The sequence below is a fragment of the Pseudarthrobacter sp. B4EP4b genome (assembly GCF_006680095.1).
In the GTDB taxonomy this organism is placed as follows: Bacteria; Actinomycetota; Actinomycetes; order Actinomycetales; family Micrococcaceae; genus Arthrobacter.
Genome location: NZ_VHIJ01000039.1, coordinates 214,137 through 229,932 on the forward strand (window position 1 = coordinate 214,137; position 15,796 = coordinate 229,932).

The following is a 15,796-nucleotide window of genomic DNA, read 5'->3' on the forward strand; positions in this document are numbered from 1 at the left end:
GGCCTCCCTCCCATGAATGATTTGTGGTGGCTTAGCGGAGAAGGTTCTTGGGTTCACGCACCACTGGCATGATGCCGTGCTTGCGGAAGTCTTCAGGCCTGTATGAGCTCCACATGTTCCACCAATTTTCGTCCTGGCCCCAGATGATGGGATCGCGATTGTCGTCGTAGATCTGCTCCAGGTCCGTGTAGAGCTCCACGACGGCGCCGGACGTTTCCACATAGTAGGCGGCAACGTTGTGGCCTGCTCCGTGCCGTACCGGACCCCAGATGAGTTCGCGCCCTGCCTTATGTAGCCTGTCACCTAGTTTGCCGAGGTCCGCAATGGATTGAGTTTCCCAAGCATGGTGGTGAAGAGTTCCCTGGCCTTTGACCAGGGCGATCCCGTGATGGTCGGGGTTGCAGCGCATGAAGTACGCGAAGTCGTCTCCGATGACGTCGGAGAGTCGGAAATCTAGCACCCTGTGCAGGAACTTCATCATCCCAGTGACGTCCTTGGGATGGAAGTTCAGGTGCCCGTATCGATCAGGACCAAAGGATTTGAAAGATGCTTGGTTCTGCTGCATGCCAATATAGATTTCGAAGACGAAATTTTCCGGACCTACGAAAGTAAATCCGTCCTCGATGCCAAGTCCGCGTGGGCGTTCGCTGATGATTTGGAATCCCTCATCCTCGACGCGGCGGCGGATCGCACGAAGCGCGTAACCATCGCGGGCGACGAGCCCGAAGGTGTCGACGCCGTCAACGTCCGATTCGACGTAGACCAGTTCGTGGTGCACGTCGCTAGCCGACAGGTACACAGTCCCGTCTGCACGGTTGGTTTCGCGAAGGCCCAGCAGCTGAGTGGCGTCCCAAACCGAGGCCTCAATATTGGTCGTTTGAATCCCGATGTAACCCATCTCACTTATCAAGCCCCAGGACATGTGGTTCTCCTCTTGAGTCGTATTGGTCTGCGATTGCGCAGGCGGTGTTGTTGATGTTTGTTGTTAAAGTCGGCAGTCCAGCAGGACTTTGCCGATGTGTTCCTTGGAGCCGAAGTGGGCGTGAGCGTTGGCCACATCAGAGAGCGGGAACGTTCGGTCGACACGTGTCCGTATCGCCCCGGATTCAAGCAACGGCCAAACGCTTGATTGTGTTTGGCGCATGATTTCGGCCTTCTGCTGTGCGGGTCGGTCGCGTAGTAATGTGCCGCTGACAGTGGCTTTTTTCTTCATCAGGGATGCAAAGTCGAGGGTTCCCTCGGCCCCTCCTTGCCTGCCGATGGTGACTATCCGACCGAAGGTTGTGAGAGCCCGGATGTTGCTCGGCAGATAGGGTCCGGCTACGGTGTCCAGGATTATGTCGGCACCTCCGGCAGCTTCCATAACTGCGGCAAAGTCGTCTTTTCGGTAGTTGATCAGGATGTCGGCGCCGAGATCTTTAGCGTGCTGGAGTTTTTTCGATGTGGATGCAGTGACCGCGACACGCGCTCCCAAGGCCTTGAGGAACTGGATTCCGAATGTTCCGATGCCGCCGGAGGCTCCGTGGATCAAAACGGTTTCTCCGGATTTGTATCCGGCCAGCATGCATACGTTGGATACCAACGTGGCGGCGACTTCTGGTATGCCGGCGCCAGTCATGAGGTCCACGTTCTGTGGCAGGGGAAGGACTTGGCCCGCTGGCGCGGCCACTTTGGTGGCGTAGCCGCCGGAGTCTAGTAGGGCCACGACTTTGTCGCCTACGGCGATACCGCTTGTTGAGACACCTACCTCAATGACCGTGCCCGAGACCTCCATGCCGAAGATGTTGCTGGCTCCAAGTGGCAGGTTAGCCCTGCCGAGGCGTTGAAGAATGTCGGCGCTGTTTAGTCCGGCAGCGGTGACTTCGATGAGCACATCGCCAGGGCCTGGAACAGGGTCGGGAAGTTCTTCCACGACCAGTGTCTCCGGGCCGCCGGCCTCACGGAATGGCACAGCAAACATGTTCACGCTGCTTTCGAGTTGGCGGTCAAACGCGACCCGAGGTTTGGTAACAGAGTGGACAGCGCCGAAAGCGCCTCTTTCTCGTTTTGCCTATTTGTTGCTGCGGCTACGTATCGGTCGGGACGGACAATCAACGTGGTTCCTGCCGGAATGCCCTCGAACACACCGTCGATGTCTATGACGGTTTCCTGAGGTGCTTCGGACGCCTTTGGGGATCCGAACGGAGTGATCTGGATCTGATTGTTCCCGTTGAATCGCACGAGTGCCCATCCTTGTCCCAACAGGTCGTCCATGGGAAGTTCTTTCCCTTGGGTCCTGCGAAGTCGTGGTTGTGGCAGTGACCGTCCCACGAGGGTTGATGCTGCAGCGGCAAGCCCCGGAGATGGAGGCACGACACATCCTTTGGTGAAGTGCGGTTGCTTGAGGAATTTCATCCCTGCAAGCCAGTTTTTCGCGGCTGGAACTATTCCCAACGCGGTGATCGTCGAGTCACGCATCCGGGTTACGGTGGGGTTGCGACTCATCACTACCTTGCCGATCCGTTCGGAGAGTCGGACCATGTCTACTGCATGTGGGCGCCGCTCAGATGCATAGGTGTCAAGAAGCGCCTCGGTGGCGGCACCACGGACATTCGCTGCAATCTTCCATGCCACGTTCGCTACGTCCCGAATGCCGGCATTCAGTGCCTGGCCCGCAAATGGAGGCATCATATGCGCGGCGTCTCCAGCCAGAAGCACATGCCCGATGCGGTAGTTCAGGGCAACCCGCTGATGTGCTACGTAAACGGCGGCACGGCGGATGTGCGCGGGCGTGATCTCTTGAAAAGGCGCAATCATCGCTGCTACTGCTTCAGGCTGTACCACCGAGGTGGCGTCCTCCCCCGGCAAGAGCATGAATTCGTACCGACGGCGGCCTTTCACTCCAGGAACGACGACTGCAGGGCGGGTGCCGTTGCAGTGAAATTCCGCAAACTTGGCGGGATCACCGGGCGTATTGAGGATATCCACGACGATCCATTTTTCGGTTTGTGTGGAACCCTCCATGGGGATGCCCAACTGGGCGCGGACCGGGCTCCGGCCGCCGTCGCAGGCCACGATCCACTTGGAGCGGACCGTCTTCTTACCCTGGTCATCGATGATCACTGTGTCGACGTGCTCGGGGCTGTCTGTGATACGGAATGCCTCTGTATCAAAACGGATATCAATGAGTGCCCTGCTCCGAGCTGCCTCCAGCAGAAGAGTTTCCATCACTGGTTGGTCAAACTGGGACTTGCCGGGCTGGCCCAGACGAGGGCTGGCCGGTCGTACCTCGGCCAGCAGTTGGCCTTTACGGCCGTAATACCGGGCGCCCGTATCCATGAGCATCTCCGGGCCCAGTTGGTCCATGATCCCAATTTCAGCCATCACCCGAAGGGTCTCATCCGTCACGCTGATGGCGCGTGGTTCATCACTTGTGGTCTCACGGCGCTCCACAATCATCACGCGCATGCCTTGGTCGGCCAGTAAGTTCGCAGCGGTGAGACCAACTGGGCCGGCTCCAATGACCAGCACATCGGTTTCTTGGGTACTTTCCATCCTGATGTCCTTTCCTCGTCCCTGCCTCAGCTGGCGTTCTAGGAACCGAGTTGCACGGTATTGCGCAGCACTCCAAGCCCGGTGATTTCCACTTCCACGATGTCGCCATCGGAGAGCAAGCCGGAGGGAGTCATGAACCTGCCCACGCCGCCCGGGGTGCCAGTGACGATCACGTCGCCGGCGGAAAGCTTGGTGAAGCCTGTGACATAGCTGATCAGCTGCGGGACGTTGAAGTACAGATCGGCGACCATTGCCTTCTGGCGGATTTCGCCGTTGACCCTTGTTTCCAGCGATAGTTTGTCGATATCCCCCAGGTCCGCTGCTGGTACAAGGTACGGCCCGAATGCGCCCGTTCCGGGGAAGTTCTTCCCCGGCGTCCACTGAGTGGTGGCGAGCTGCCAGTCGCGTACGCTGAAGTCGTTGTACGCGCCGTAGCCTGCAACGTAATCGAAGGCTTCATCCTCAGAGACGTGGAAGGCATCACGACTGATGACCAGAGCCATTTCGCCCTCGTAGTCAAATTCCGACGAAGGTACCGGCATCTGCGCGGGCTGCAGGTGGCCCATCTGAGAATCTGCGAAGCGGATGAACACGGTTGGCGCCTTTTGCTCTGCTTGGTGCGCGGCGCGGCCAGTCTCTTGCTGGTGGCTGCGGTAGTTCACACCGATGCAGATGATTTTGCCTGGGTTTGTTACGGCGGGGAGAAACTTGATATCCGCCACCGGGCGGCCGGGAGCGGTCCGGAACTCCTTAGGGATGTTTCCGAAGATCCCCTGCTCAATTGCAGCCCGGAGCGTGGGGGCGAGGTTCGCTCCAGTGGGACCGAGGTCGTATGCCGTACCTTCCTCAACGATGCCCCAAGTGGGCGAGCCGTCGTGTGCGACAAAACTAGCGTAGTTCATGGTGTCCTTTCGAATGGCTGCAGCCATTGATGAGTGTTTCTGCGGCGTCGAGGTACGACGGCTAGAGGAGGTCTTTGCGGAAGGATTCCCGGGTGGCCAGGACGGCGAGGCCGCTTACGACGGCCAAGGCACCAACGAAGATTGCAACGAGCGTGGCGTTGGGTCCACCGACGGTGAGGAGATTTGCCGCAATAAGTGGCGCAAAGCCAGCGCCGAGCGTTGCCCCAAGCTGGTAGCCGAGGGAAGCCCCGGTGTACCGGGACGTGGTTGAGAACTGTTCGCTGATGAAGGAACTCAAGGTTCCCATGAGTGCGGCAACAACCAATCCGTAGCCGAGAAAATAGCCGGTGAAGACCATCGCGGTGTTGCCGCTGCCGATCATGCTGAAAATCGGGTAGGCCAGCACTGCAGCGGTGATAAGGCCGCCTGCCAGCACGGGGCGACGTCCCAGCCTGTCTGACAGTGCCCCGAACAGTGGCAGCGTGACCATGTTGACGACCGAGGCGATTGCCGCTGCGAACAATGCGACGGACCTGTCCGTACCGCCCAAGATGGCGAAGGTCAGGGCAAACGTGGCCATCAAGGACTGGATGGCAAGAGGGGCGATACCGGCGAGTCCGGACAGAAGAACACCTTTCGGGTGGCGCAGGACTTCGATGAGGGGAACGGGTTTCTTCGTTGGAGCCTCGAGCTTTGCCGCTTCCTGTGCTTGTTGGAAAATCGGCGACTCATGCACACCCAGCCGGACCCATAGTGCGACAGCGACGAGAACGGCACTGATCAGGAAGGGAATGCGCCATCCCCACGACAGGAACTGATCCTGGGGTAGCAGGGAGAAGACCCCCATGATGCCCGCGGCAAGTACGGCGCCAGTCGGTGCACCAGCGTTCACGATGGCGACGGAAAGCCCACGCCGGCGTGATGTCGAGTGCTCCAATGCCATGAGAGTCGCGCCGCCCCATTCCCCCCCGAGTGCGATGCCTTGGATTATGCGCAGCAGAATGAGGATCACGGGGGCGGCGCCGATTTGCTGCTGGCTCGGCAGGAGCCCGATGAGCGTGCTGGAGACGCCCATAAGCATCATCGTCAGGATGAGCATCTGCTTGCGTCCAAGCCGGTCGCCAAAGTGTCCAAAAATCACTCCGCCCAGCGGACGCGCAGCATATCCCGCTGCCAAAGTGCCGAAAGAAGCGATGGTGCCAACCAGAGGGTCTAGATCTGCGAAGAATATCTGTCCAAAGACGAGGCTGGCGGCCGTCCCATAGACAAGGAAGTCATAAAACTCGACGGTGCTGCCGATGTAGCTGGACCACAGCACACGTCGCATCTGGCGACGCTGGTCAGGCGTCTGCTGCAAGCCAGAAGAGTCGGCTGCGGATGTGACGGCCTTGGGGATCTGAGTCATGTCCATGCTCCATTGAATGGGTCCGGCAAGGGTAGGTAGCTGGGCAATCGCGGCCCAAGCCCTGTGGGGCTGGTCACAACAGTAATCTCCAAATAAACTATAAGTCAACGGAAAAACTACTATCTTCGCTTAGTAGACTGGAGCAGTACCATACATTAAGGAGGACCTATGGCCAAGGCGGGACCCAGAGTCGTTGATCAGATACGGGAACGGATCCTTTTGGGCGAATGGGGTCCCGGGGAAAAGATCCAACCGGTGACGTTGACTGAGCTTTTCGGCACAAGCAGCACGGTGGTCCGCGAGGCGTTGGCTCGTCTGGCGGGCGATGGTTTGCTGACCACCAAAGTAAACCGTGGCTTTTTCGTGCGTGAGCTTGATCTGCGGGAGCTCCGCGATCTTACCGAGTTGCGTTGCGTCACTGAGGAACTTGCCACAGGCCTGGCCTTGGCCCGCGGAGATGTTGCTTGGGAAGCAGAGCTGACCGCTGCCCACCACCGATTGGCTCGAACTCCCCGACGCAGTAAGGAAGACCCTGCGCACGTGGATGTGGAATGGCAAAAGGCTCACAAGGCGTTTCACCTGAAGCTCATTGAGGCGTGTGCCTGTCCTCCGATGGTAAAGCTTGCCTCTGATCTTGCTGACTCGACCGAAATATATCGATCATGGTCAGCTCCTTTCGTCAAACCTGACTTGCGGGACGTCGAAGGTGAACATCGGGAGATTCTCGAAGTCGCCTTGGCACGGGACCCTGCGCGGCTTGCCAGGTTGTTACGGTCGCACTACGAAGCGACCGTTAGGGTTGTGCTGCAGTCCGGAATGGTGGAGGCACTGACCGCGGCGGAAAAAGCTTCGTAGTATTGCTGGGCTACCGTGACCGTTCGCTAATGATCGGGCAGCGGCGAACAGGTCGTTCCTCCAGCAGTGGGCCTGGGTCTACTGGTTACCGGAATGCCGCTATTCCGGTGAGCTTTCGGCCGACAACAAGCGTATGGACTTCATCGGTGCCTTCGTACGTGCGTACAGATTCCAGGTTGTTGGAATGGCGGAGAGGCGAATAGTCAAGGGTGACGCCGTTGCCGCCGAGAATCGTGCGGGCCTCGCGAGCGATGTTGATGGCCTCGCGACAATTGTTTAGCTTTCCCAGCGAAATTTCGACGGCCTGTAGCGTGCCTGCGTCTTTCCTGCGGCCCAGGTGGAGCGCGAGCAGAAATCCTTTGTTGATCTCCAGCGCCATATCGACCAGCTTCTGTTGGGTCAACTGGTAGCCCGCCAGTGGTTTGTCGAACTGGAGGCGGTGCCTTGAATAGTCCAAGGCGGCCTCAAACGCGTCGCGTGCTGCGCCCATGGCTCCCCAGATGATCCCGTATCTGGCCTCATTAAGGCAGGAGAAAGGAGCATTGAGCCCGACGGCATTCGGCAACGCAGCCGAGTTCGGCAGCCGCACGTCAGACAGCTCCATGTCGCATTGAATGGAAGCGCGCATGGAGAGCTTCGGTTCGATGGGCGTTGCGGTGAACCCAGACGTCGAGGTCGGTGTAACGAACCCTCGGATGCCTTCTTCGGTTTGTGCCCAAATGACAGCCACTTTCGCAACTGATGCCAGGCCGATCCAGCGCTTTGAACCGTTTAGCACCCAGTCCTCGCCATCGCGGCGCGCGAAAGTCTTCATGCCGCTCGGATCAGAGCCGGCGGTGGGTTCAGTCAGAGCGAAGCATCCGATTGCCTTGCCGTTGGCCATCGCGGGAAGCCACTCCCGCTTCTGGTCCTCTGAACCGTGTTTGTAAATGGCAGTCATGGCCAACGAACCCTGGACCGATACAGACGTTCTCAGCCCAGAGTCGCCAGCCTCAAGTTCTGCCCCCGCAAGGCCGTATTCGACGGCGGACCTCCCGGCACAGCCGTAGCCCTTCAGGTGCATGCCCAGAAGACCAAGCTGAGCGAGTTCCGGGACGAGCTCCAGAGGGAAGGTCGCCGATTCGAACCACTTCGCGATATTGGGTTTGATCTCTGCGTCGACGAAGGACCGGACAGTGTCACGGAAAGTGCGCTCTTCCTGTGTGAGCAGGGAATCGAAGTCGATCAGATCGCTGACGGAAGCCAATGCGTGTGCCTTTCAGGGAGAACCGAGGTGCGGAACGTGAAGATTATGAGTGCTTGCTGGTTCTATTGGTTCTCTGCTTCGGGGAGAGCAGGAACCATCTGCCTGCCGGAGCCCACATCCGCGGTCGGGGGCGCCGGCGGCCTGGGCGGGTCTTCTCTTGCATTCCCGGCCAGGCAGTCGGTGTTTGCCGGACGCTTATCTGCCTAGGTCGACTCTTAGTCCGATTCCCCGGCTCATTGCGGCGTCGAAAAGGAGCCGCCCAATGGCAAGGTCTTGCATGCCGATACCCACCGAGTTGAAGAGCGTAATATCGGCTGCGTCCCGGCGTCCAGTGTGGGCGCCTGTGACGACGTCGCCCAATTCGGCCCGGACGTCCTGGATCGCGATGCTCCCGTCTGCTACAGCCATCAAAAGGTCCCCCGACTTCTTAAGGGCTGTGTCCATGGAATCAACAAAGATTCCTGCACGAGCCATGCCGGCCGAGTCGATTTCCCGATGTTCTGGCCGGGGTCGAGCGCCTATGGCATTGACGTGAAGGCCAGCCCTGAACCATTCCCCTTTAACGAGCGGTTCAACGGATGGGGTTACGGTGCAGAGGACGTCCGCCGCTTCTACGGCTTCCCTCGCACTCGTGGCCTTCACGACCTTGGGCCCCAAGTGCGAAATGCGGTGGCAAAAGGCATCAACCGTGGTGCTGCTTCTGGACCACACTACGACTGTGTCAATCGGGAGGACTTCAAGCATCGCCTGAACATGGGTTATTGCCAGCGCTCCAGCGCCTATCACCCCCAACGTTGAACTCTCAGGGCGGGCCAGGTGCTTGGACGCGACGGCACTGGCGGCGGCGGTTCTGACGCGTGTTGGTACGCGCCCGTCTAATAGCGCCTGCGGCTCGCCAGTCTCGCGGTTGGAAAGCAGTATGGCTGAGCGTTGGGTGGGGAGCCCGCGCTCGGAATTGGAAGGGATGTCCGCAAGGAGCTTCACTGCGGCGAGATTCTGGTGGTCTCCCAGTCCGCCCAGGAGCACGAAGTTGGAGTCGGAAGACTTTTCCAAAGACATGGAAACCGGTGGCGGCTGATTTGCCAGCCCTAGGGAAATATCCCGAAAGGCGTGTTCGACAGCGTCAATGGTGGCTGGCAGATCGGCTACTTGTTCCATTTCGGATGCTGTTAGCACAAGGACCATGCAATACCTCGATTCAGGTCGTCAACGTTGTTAAGGAGTGAGGACTTGGGTGGGCACCCAAGTCTTGAGAAAGCCGAGGGTTCTTTCCCATGCCAAATCCTTTGCCTGTGTATCGAAAGAGTTGCGCCCGTATGTTGCGAAGGCGTGGCCCGTGCCGCGATATAGGTGGAATTCGGCAGTTTGGTCCTCGGAGAACGCCGAGATGATCAAGTCCCGGGCGTCTGCGGGACAGTAGTGATCATTCTCAGCGAAATGGAAGAGGATCGGGCATCCGATACGCGGAACCACTGCGATGCGCTCCTGGACGCCAACGCCGTAATAGCTGACAGCGCAGTCGAGATCCAGTTCGGCTGATGCGAGAAAGGCCAGGCCGCCACCCAGGCAGTATCCCAACGAAGCGACGGCACCTGTCCCGAGGCTCGTTTGCCGACCCCAGGTCAGGGTTGCGGAAATGTCGGCAAGCACGGCGGCAAAGTCCAAGCCGTCGCGTAATTCAATGGCGTGGTCGAAGTCCTTACCGGTGTATGCGAGTTCGACGTCCTTCTCTTGTCGAGCGAAGAGATCGGGCACCACTGCGACATACCCGGCGGCGGCGAATTCGTGGGCCATGGTGCGCATGTAGTCATTGATGCCAAAGATTTCGTGAAGGAGTATCAGGACCGGAACTCGCTCCCCCGTCTCGGGAGAAGCGACGAAGGCCCGGAATTCGTGCCCATCTGCGGCTGTGATTGTCGAGTATTCTGCGGCGCTCATAGTGCCCTGCTTTCCCAGTAACCGTGGTGTACCTCGCGGGCGGCTGTGCCTATGTCCACGTGGCGGATTGTTGGCGGGTCGTCGCCTGACGCCAGCGCATCGGCCAACCTCAGTGGCACCATACGAACGGGGCACGCAGGGCCGCATATGGAGGCGAGTTCGTCGGACTCCAAGGCGTAAACCACGGTCCCTATTCCGGAGAGATAGATGGCGCCGGCGCACATGAGGCATGGTTCGGCACTTGAGTACATGGTGCAGGTGCGCAGGTACGCGGAACTGTAGTTTCCGGCCACGGCCCGCAGGGCATTTGTCTCAGAATGTCCGGTGACGTCGCCGGTGGTTACGGCGTTGTTTCGAGCGCCGACGATTATCTCGCCGGACGGTCCTGCTATCAGGGTTCCGAATGGACGGTTGCCGGATTCCCTGGCGTGCCAGGCGAGCTGGACTGCCTCCTGCAGGAGCATCTCATCCTGCAATTTGGATTTTTCGGTAGTCCAGGCGGTCGGATCGTTCATGATGGTCAGCCTGTCTGTTGAAGGTCGAGCTTTGGTCCCCCAGTCTCAGCGACCGTGGGACCGCCGCGCGACTGCTAGAGAGTGGTTACTGCCGTGGCGTAGTTAAGTCTTGGGAGACGCTCGTCACGCCACGCGTTCGGTGCAGGATGGCCCACGTTCACCACAAGGATGCTTCGTCGGCTTTGATCGGGGAAGAATTCGTCGTCCAGCCCGGTGGCGTCAAAACCACCCATCGGACCAGCCGCGAGCCCCAGCGATCGCACAGCCATGATGAAGTAGCCTGCCTGGAGAAACGCGTTATTGTTTCCGGCAGCCGACCGTGCTGCCTCATTGGCGGTGAATCGGTCTCGCACATGGGGTGCGTGCGGGAAGAGTTCCGGCAGCTTGTCGTGCCAGTTGGTGTCAAAGGCAAGGATCGCTGTCAGTGGGGCGTCCAAGGTCTTTTGTCGATTAGGTTCCGTCAGGAAAGGCACAACTCGCGACCGAGCTTCAGCTGAGCGGAGGTAGGTAATGCGCAGCGGCTGGTTGTTGAATGCCGTTGGGCCGAGCCTCGTGAGGTCGTAGATCGCGCGGGCTTCGGCCTCGGTAACGAGTTCGTCCGAAAATGCGTTCGGCGTCCGGGCATTTTCGAAGAGAGCCGCGACTACGCGTTGATGCTGTGCGACTTCGAAAGCATTATCAGTCTTAGTCATGGCCCGGCTCTGCCTCCTGACCGGCCGCAGGCCGACGGATCAGCTTGAGGATGTGAGCCCGAAGTTCGGCAAATTCACGTGTTGACTTGGTGCTGACTTGATCACGCGGATAGGCCAAATTGACGGGGACTATCTCCGTCACGCTGGTGGGTGTGCCGGAGAGGACGATCACGCGGTCGGCGAGATAGACGGACTCCTCAATGTCATGGGTGACCAGCAGGATCGTCATGCCGTACTTTGCCTTGATCGTGTGGGTGAGGTCTTCCAGATCCGAGCGCGTTTGGGCGTCGACCGAGGCGAATGGTTCATCCATTAGCAGGACATCGGGTTCGTAGGCCAAGGCCCTGGCAATGGCTACGCGCTGTTGCATGCCACCCGATAGTTGCCACGGGTACTGGGTGCCGGCGTTGGACAGGCCGACGCTCTCCAGGGCTGCTTGCACTTTTGTTGCCCGGTTCGTCTTTGAGAGGCCTGGGCGGCCCCGTAAAGGAAGGCTTACGTTCTCGGCCACGGTGAGCCATGGCATGAGTGATCGGCTGTAGTCCTGGAAGACGACTGCAAGACGTTGCGGCGGTGCCACTACCTCGTCTTTTCCAAGGTACACGGCTCCAGCGGTGGGAGGCATGAGCCCGGCCAGACAGCGCAGCAGGGTAGTTTTGCCGGCACCGGAGGGGCCGACGATGCAAACAGTTTCTTGGCTCTGCACCTCGAAAGTAACGTTTCCGAGGATTTCCCGAGCCGCGGCGCCGGTGCCGTAGGTCTTGGAGATCCCAACGGCAGACAGCGATGATGCGTGAACAGGGGTCGTTTTGACAGTGGTCACAGTTATGCTCCTTGGGAGGTGCCGCGTACGCCGCGATGCCAGCGCAGCAGGCCGTGTTCTACGAGTCGAAAAAGGGCGTTGGCAACGTAGCCGAGCACCCCGAGAAGCAGCAGTGCCGCCCACATCACATCCATCTGGAACAAACGGGCGGACTGCAGCTGGATATAGCCGATGCCCTCCGTGGAGGCGATGTATTCGCTAGCCACGATGAGGATGATCCCCAAAGAGACGCTGATCCGGACACCCGCGATGATCTGAGGGGATGCGGCCGGAAGCAGAATCCGGAATATGTAGTCGACCGGGCGGATCTTGTAACTGCGCGAGACTTCTTTGACGAGGCCGTCAACTCCGCGGATTCCGTCAATGGTATTCAAAAGGACTGGCCAAAACGCTCCAAAGACGATGATGGCCACTTTCATGTCCGAACCGATTCCAAAGATAAACAAAGCCACGGGAAGGATGGCTACACCCGGAATGGCCCGCATGAACTCCAGGACTGGCTTGAGGGCCTCATGAACAGGCGGAAGAGCGCCCAATGCCAGACCGAGTGTGATTCCGGCCAAAATGGCGATCCCCAGACCCAGACCGAAGTTTTGAAGGCTGGGCAAGATATCTGAAGCGAAGCGCGTGGAGAGAATCTCTCCGAGCTTTGCGACTATCCGGGGAAGTGGAGGGAAGTACAGCGACGTACTGCCGGCAGTGGCGAACCACCAAAGGACAAACAGCCCTATAGGCAGCCATATTTCGACGGCAATGGTTTTTGACTGTGTGAGGACTTTGTTCATGATGCTTCCTCCCTCACGGAGGGGTGCCAGAAGAGCACGGACCTGGAAATCTTGTTGAGCCCAAAATCAACACAGACACCGAGCAATCCGATGAAGACGACATAGGCATATGTCAGGGTCAACGCGCCACCGGTCTGTGCCAGGGCCAGATCGAGACCGATGCCGGGGGCCGATCCAAGAATTTCACTGGAAATAGCTAAGAGAAGACCGACGACTGCAGAAATTCTCATACCGGTGACGAGGTAGGGAAGTGCTGAAGGCGCAAGCACGAACCGAGCTGTCCGCAGCCCTGTTAACCCGTATGATCGGGCGGTGTCCATCAGCACCCGGTCTGTATCCCGAACTCCGTAAGCGGTCTGCAGCATGATCGGCCAAAATGCGCCGTAGACGACCAAGATCACCTTCATCTCCATGGTTGCCCCAAACAGCAGAGTGATGAGCGGGATCACGGCTACGGCCGGGATGGTCCGCAAGAAGTCAATCAACAACCTCGAAGAGTTATAGAGAAACGTCACCCGACCGAGAACCATGCCGACTGGAACTCCTCCGACGGCAGCGATCACAATTCCTATGAGCCAGCTGGCAATGGTCTGCGCGAAGGAGCTCCAGAACGCAGGATCTTGGAAAAGCTCGACCAAGGCTCCAAACGTGCTCGTCATTCTGGGGAAGATGGAGTCCGGAAGCAATCCTGACAGGGACGCCAACTCCCAGGCCACCAAAGACCCCGCCACCACCAGGGCGCCAATAATTCGGCGCCCTGCGATATTGCGAAGTGCTGCCATTACTTAGCCTCCCGGTACTACAAGTGCGTCGAGGCTGATTTCATTCTTGACGAACCCATACTTGAACATGAGGTCAGACCAAATGCGGATACGGTCCCTGTTCAGGTCCGCCTTGAATACGGGAAGCTGCATTTTGGCCGCCACGTCCTTCGGCGTCTTGCTGTAAGTCGGCAATGTGTCGCGCACTGCCTGGGGGTTTTCCGCTGCGTAGGTGGTGCCTTCGTTGAGACCTTCAATGAAAGCTTTGGCAGCCTTGGAATTGTTCTGCAGGTAGCTCTCCGTGGTGATCACGGTTGTTTGTGCGGCTCCGGCCGTGGCGATTGCACCCGGGGACATCAGATACTTCGCTCCCCCGGCTTCAGCTGCTCCCGTAAACGGTGAAATGGAACTGATGGCATCAACCTGCCCTGTCTTAACCGCGTTCAGCATGCTGTCGAGCGGGACTTCGAGGAACTTAACCTGCTTGTCATCCGCACCGGCTTTCTCCAAGGCGGCGCGAAGCGATAGCTCTCCTCCACCACCCAGGGAACCAACGCCCACGGTCTTCCCGTTTAAGTCCGAAGGTTTCGTGATGGAACTCCCGGGAGCCACGTAGACCTTACCGGTGTCCTGTACCGGGTCAGACGTCGTGATAGTAGTTGTGGTCACAGCCCTCAGTGGCACACCGGCAGAGACACCCTGGAGCATGTCGGCGGTTCCTATGAGGCCGAACTGGGAAGCCCCGGAAACAAGGGACGGGATTCGGGCGCCCGGCGTCGGAGCAACGGATACCTTGACCTCAAGGCCGCGCTTTGAGAAGAAACCCTTATCGATGCCGAGGTAGAGGGGAGCTGCGTCAACCAGTGGCGACACGACCACGGTAATGGTCGACGTACCGCCTTCGGCACTTGCCGCCGATGGGTTCTGGGCAGGGGAACAAGCTGACGCTGTCAAGGCAAGGGCCGCGATGCCCGCCGCCGCAACGAACTTTGTTGCTTTCATTCTGAATTTCCTATTCTGGTCCGCCTCAAACCGGACGGCGACCTGTAGCAATAGTGCGCCGTTTCGTGTTCACATGAGGGCCGATGGGTGTAACGATCTGACTTTTAGATAGCTGTTCCGGAATCACCGAGCGAGTAGCCCTAGGCCGGATACTGCCCTCCGATTTCATTGGTTAGGCGAGCCGCTGCTGCACACAGGGACTTGATCTGTTGGCGGATCGAATCAACTGGATGCTCCGCAAGTCCCCTCATTGTTATGGTGAGAACCACGGATCCGGTCCGGTCGAATACCGGCGCGGAGATGCTGTGCACCGGTCGTCCCGTCGCCAAGGGATCGGTTAGCGTTCCAGAGCCTGCGGCGACTTCGGACAGCACGTCCTGGAGCTGACGCTGATTTGATGGAAGTTGACCGTCCGAGGCCATATGGCCGACCAAGGACTCCACATCGCCGAACTTCGGGTGGGCTGCCGTGGACGCCCACCCGCGGACACGGATTTGTTCCAGGCCATCCAGGATGGCTTCTTTTACGCTTGGCTCGGCCGTGGCGACTGAGCGGCCAAGCCAAGCATCAATGGCAGCGGTACCAGCCCACGCCACGAAAAGGGAACCCATGGGCGGAAGGAACGGAAGCCGCAGCCCGACTTTGTTGTGTCCTCCGCCCGATCCTCCGGCATTTGCATAGACCAACTGGATAATGCTTTGTCCAACTGGAGCAGTCGCCAGGCACTCAACATCAAAACGTTGTGACAACTGCTCCAGGTAAGGCCTGGCCCTGTCCGCGAGACTTAATTGTGCGGAGATATCGTCCTCGGAGCCTGCGAGGAGAGAAAGCGTTGAGAACTTTCCGTACCCCCCCTGAAAGAAGAGCAACGGGGGCAGGGATTGTTCAGACGCACGGAGGTCCTGGACAGCTCCGACCACTATGTCGTGGTCACCAGCTTCGAAGATTGCCGACACCTCGCAGTCAATCCAGGCTATGGCACCTTTCAGGATGGGGGCACCTGAGCTGGAGGGAATCCACTCCACATCAGCGAACTTGTTCTCGCCTCGACGGGCGAAAAGCCGGCAAAGCTCGTCCTGGTCAGATCCCAGGACATTAACGCAGAATCTGCCGATATGCCGTATCCGCTCGTAGGTGCCGGACTCGCGAATGGGTAGGAATGCCACCAGTGCAGGATCCAAGGACACCGATGTGAACGACCCGACGGTCATTCCTATCGGCCCTATCTCGGGATCGATGGCAGTGATAACACAAACGCCTGTGGGGTAGTTCCCCAGAACCCCCCGAAACTGTTGGGGGTCAATGCGCGCCGCCGTGACTGACATGGAATTCTCCTAG

General features: G+C 58.9%; 16 protein-coding genes. 1 reads left to right on the plus strand and 15 read right to left on the minus strand.

Features of this window, described 5'->3' with window-relative positions:
• Nucleotides 1-31 precede the first annotated feature (31 nt).
• The 5 genes from FNL14_RS14450 to FNL14_RS14470 all read right to left on the minus strand — a co-directional run bounded on the left by FNL14_RS14450 (nt 32) and on the right by FNL14_RS14470 (nt 5,841).
• A complete protein-coding gene (locus tag FNL14_RS14450) occupies nt 32-922 on the minus strand; it encodes a VOC family protein (protein WP_142061128.1) in 891 nt (296 codons plus the stop codon).
• 63 nt (nt 923-985) lie between these two features.
• Nucleotides 986-1,960 (minus strand): NAD(P)H-quinone oxidoreductase, encoded by a 975-nt coding sequence (locus FNL14_RS14455; protein ID WP_142061130.1) that lies wholly within the window; start codon nt 1,958-1,960, stop codon nt 986-988.
• A 2-nt stretch (nt 1,961-1,962) separates the two neighbouring features.
• On the minus strand, nt 1,963-3,534 hold the full coding sequence (locus tag FNL14_RS14460; protein ID WP_142061132.1) for a bifunctional 3-(3-hydroxy-phenyl)propionate/3-hydroxycinnamic acid hydroxylase: 1,572 nt from the start codon (nt 3,532-3,534) through the stop codon (nt 1,963-1,965).
• Nucleotides 3,535-3,572: 38 nt separating this feature from the next.
• Nucleotides 3,573-4,463 (minus strand): fumarylacetoacetate hydrolase family protein, encoded by an 891-nt coding sequence (locus FNL14_RS14465; protein WP_255470850.1) that lies wholly within the window; start codon nt 4,461-4,463, stop codon nt 3,573-3,575.
• 34 nt (nt 4,464-4,497) lie between these two features.
• Nucleotides 4,498-5,841 carry an MFS transporter gene (locus FNL14_RS14470; RefSeq protein WP_142061133.1) on the minus strand — a complete coding sequence of 448 codons (1,344 nt, stop codon included), beginning with the start codon at nt 5,839-5,841 and terminating at the stop codon, nt 4,498-4,500.
• Nucleotides 5,842-6,009: 168 nt separating this feature from the next.
• Here FNL14_RS14470 and FNL14_RS14475 point away from each other — a divergent pair, with 168 nt between their 5' ends.
• Nucleotides 6,010-6,696, plus strand: coding sequence for a GntR family transcriptional regulator (locus tag FNL14_RS14475; protein WP_142061135.1), 687 nt, complete (start codon nt 6,010-6,012; stop codon nt 6,694-6,696).
• An 85-nt stretch (nt 6,697-6,781) separates the two neighbouring features.
• Here FNL14_RS14475 and FNL14_RS14480 read toward each other — a convergent pair whose 3' ends face one another.
• The 10 genes from FNL14_RS14480 to FNL14_RS14525 all read right to left on the minus strand — a co-directional run bounded on the left by FNL14_RS14480 (nt 6,782) and on the right by FNL14_RS14525 (nt 15,783).
• Nucleotides 6,782-7,942, minus strand: coding sequence for an acyl-CoA dehydrogenase family protein (locus tag FNL14_RS14480; RefSeq protein ID WP_142061138.1), 1,161 nt, complete (start codon nt 7,940-7,942; stop codon nt 6,782-6,784).
• A gap of 195 nt (nt 7,943-8,137) precedes the next feature.
• Entirely contained in the window at nt 8,138-9,127 is a 990-nt protein-coding gene (locus FNL14_RS14485; RefSeq protein WP_142061140.1) for an ornithine cyclodeaminase family protein, read from the minus strand.
• Nucleotides 9,128-9,157: 30 nt separating this feature from the next.
• Nucleotides 9,158-9,880, minus strand: coding sequence for a dienelactone hydrolase family protein (locus FNL14_RS14490; protein ID WP_181762647.1), 723 nt, complete (start codon nt 9,878-9,880; stop codon nt 9,158-9,160).
• Nucleotides 9,877-10,395 carry a nucleoside deaminase gene (locus FNL14_RS14495; RefSeq protein ID WP_142061144.1) on the minus strand — a complete coding sequence of 173 codons (519 nt, stop codon included), beginning with the start codon at nt 10,393-10,395 and terminating at the stop codon, nt 9,877-9,879. Before FNL14_RS14495 ends, FNL14_RS14490 begins: the two co-directional genes overlap by 4 nt.
• A 74-nt stretch (nt 10,396-10,469) precedes the next feature.
• Nucleotides 10,470-11,087 carry a malonic semialdehyde reductase gene (locus FNL14_RS14500; protein ID WP_142061146.1) on the minus strand — a complete coding sequence of 206 codons (618 nt, stop codon included), beginning with the start codon at nt 11,085-11,087 and terminating at the stop codon, nt 10,470-10,472.
• Nucleotides 11,080-11,910 carry an ABC transporter ATP-binding protein gene (locus FNL14_RS14505; protein ID WP_142061148.1) on the minus strand — a complete coding sequence of 277 codons (831 nt, stop codon included), beginning with the start codon at nt 11,908-11,910 and terminating at the stop codon, nt 11,080-11,082. Before FNL14_RS14505 ends, FNL14_RS14500 begins: the two co-directional genes overlap by 8 nt.
• 2 nt (nt 11,911-11,912) lie before the next feature.
• The gene (locus FNL14_RS14510; RefSeq protein WP_142061149.1) at nt 11,913-12,695 is read right to left on the minus strand and encodes an ABC transporter permease; all 783 of its coding nucleotides are present in this window, start codon (nt 12,693-12,695) and stop codon (nt 11,913-11,915) included.
• On the minus strand, nt 12,692-13,477 hold the full coding sequence (locus tag FNL14_RS14515) for an ABC transporter permease (RefSeq protein WP_142061151.1): 786 nt from the start codon (nt 13,475-13,477) through the stop codon (nt 12,692-12,694). The genes FNL14_RS14510 and FNL14_RS14515 overlap by 4 nt, the downstream gene beginning before the upstream one ends.
• 3 nt (nt 13,478-13,480) lie before the next feature.
• Nucleotides 13,481-14,509: an ABC transporter substrate-binding protein gene (locus tag FNL14_RS14520; RefSeq protein ID WP_142061153.1), complete on the minus strand. Its 1,029-nt coding sequence runs from the start codon at nt 14,507-14,509 to the stop codon at nt 13,481-13,483.
• Between the two features lie 89 nt (nt 14,510-14,598).
• Nucleotides 14,599-15,783 (minus strand): flavin reductase, encoded by a 1,185-nt coding sequence (locus FNL14_RS14525; RefSeq protein WP_142061155.1) that lies wholly within the window; start codon nt 15,781-15,783, stop codon nt 14,599-14,601.
• Between the last annotated feature and the right edge of the window lie 13 nt (nt 15,784-15,796).

Excerpts from the sequence above, each read along its gene's own strand:
- FNL14_RS14450 (WP_142061128.1), bottom strand. The coding sequence starts at position 922 with ATGTCCTGGGGCTTGATAAGTGAGATGGGTTACATCGGGATTCAAACG.
- FNL14_RS14455 (WP_142061130.1), bottom strand. The coding sequence starts at position 1,960 with ATGTTTGCTGTGCCATTCCGTGAGGCCGGCGGCCCGGAGACACTGGTC.
- FNL14_RS14460 (WP_142061132.1), bottom strand. The coding sequence starts at position 3,534 with ATGGAAAGTACCCAAGAAACCGATGTGCTGGTCATTGGAGCCGGCCCA.
- FNL14_RS14465 (WP_255470850.1), bottom strand. The coding sequence starts at position 4,463 with ATGGCTGCAGCCATTCGAAAGGACACCATGAACTACGCTAGTTTTGTC.
- FNL14_RS14470 (WP_142061133.1), bottom strand. The coding sequence starts at position 5,841 with ATGACTCAGATCCCCAAGGCCGTCACATCCGCAGCCGACTCTTCTGGC.
- FNL14_RS14475 (WP_142061135.1), top strand. The coding sequence starts at position 6,010 with ATGGCCAAGGCGGGACCCAGAGTCGTTGATCAGATACGGGAACGGATC.
- FNL14_RS14485 (WP_142061140.1), bottom strand. The coding sequence starts at position 9,127 with ATGGTCCTTGTGCTAACAGCATCCGAAATGGAACAAGTAGCCGATCTG.
- FNL14_RS14490 (WP_181762647.1), bottom strand. The coding sequence starts at position 9,880 with ATGAGCGCCGCAGAATACTCGACAATCACAGCCGCAGATGGGCACGAA.
- FNL14_RS14495 (WP_142061144.1), bottom strand. The coding sequence starts at position 10,395 with ATGAACGATCCGACCGCCTGGACTACCGAAAAATCCAAATTGCAGGAT.
- FNL14_RS14500 (WP_142061146.1), bottom strand. The coding sequence starts at position 11,087 with ATGACTAAGACTGATAATGCTTTCGAAGTCGCACAGCATCAACGCGTA.
- FNL14_RS14510 (WP_142061149.1), bottom strand. The coding sequence starts at position 12,695 with ATGAACAAAGTCCTCACACAGTCAAAAACCATTGCCGTCGAAATATGG.
- FNL14_RS14515 (WP_142061151.1), bottom strand. The coding sequence starts at position 13,477 with ATGGCAGCACTTCGCAATATCGCAGGGCGCCGAATTATTGGCGCCCTG.
- FNL14_RS14525 (WP_142061155.1), bottom strand. The coding sequence starts at position 15,783 with ATGTCAGTCACGGCGGCGCGCATTGACCCCCAACAGTTTCGGGGGGTT.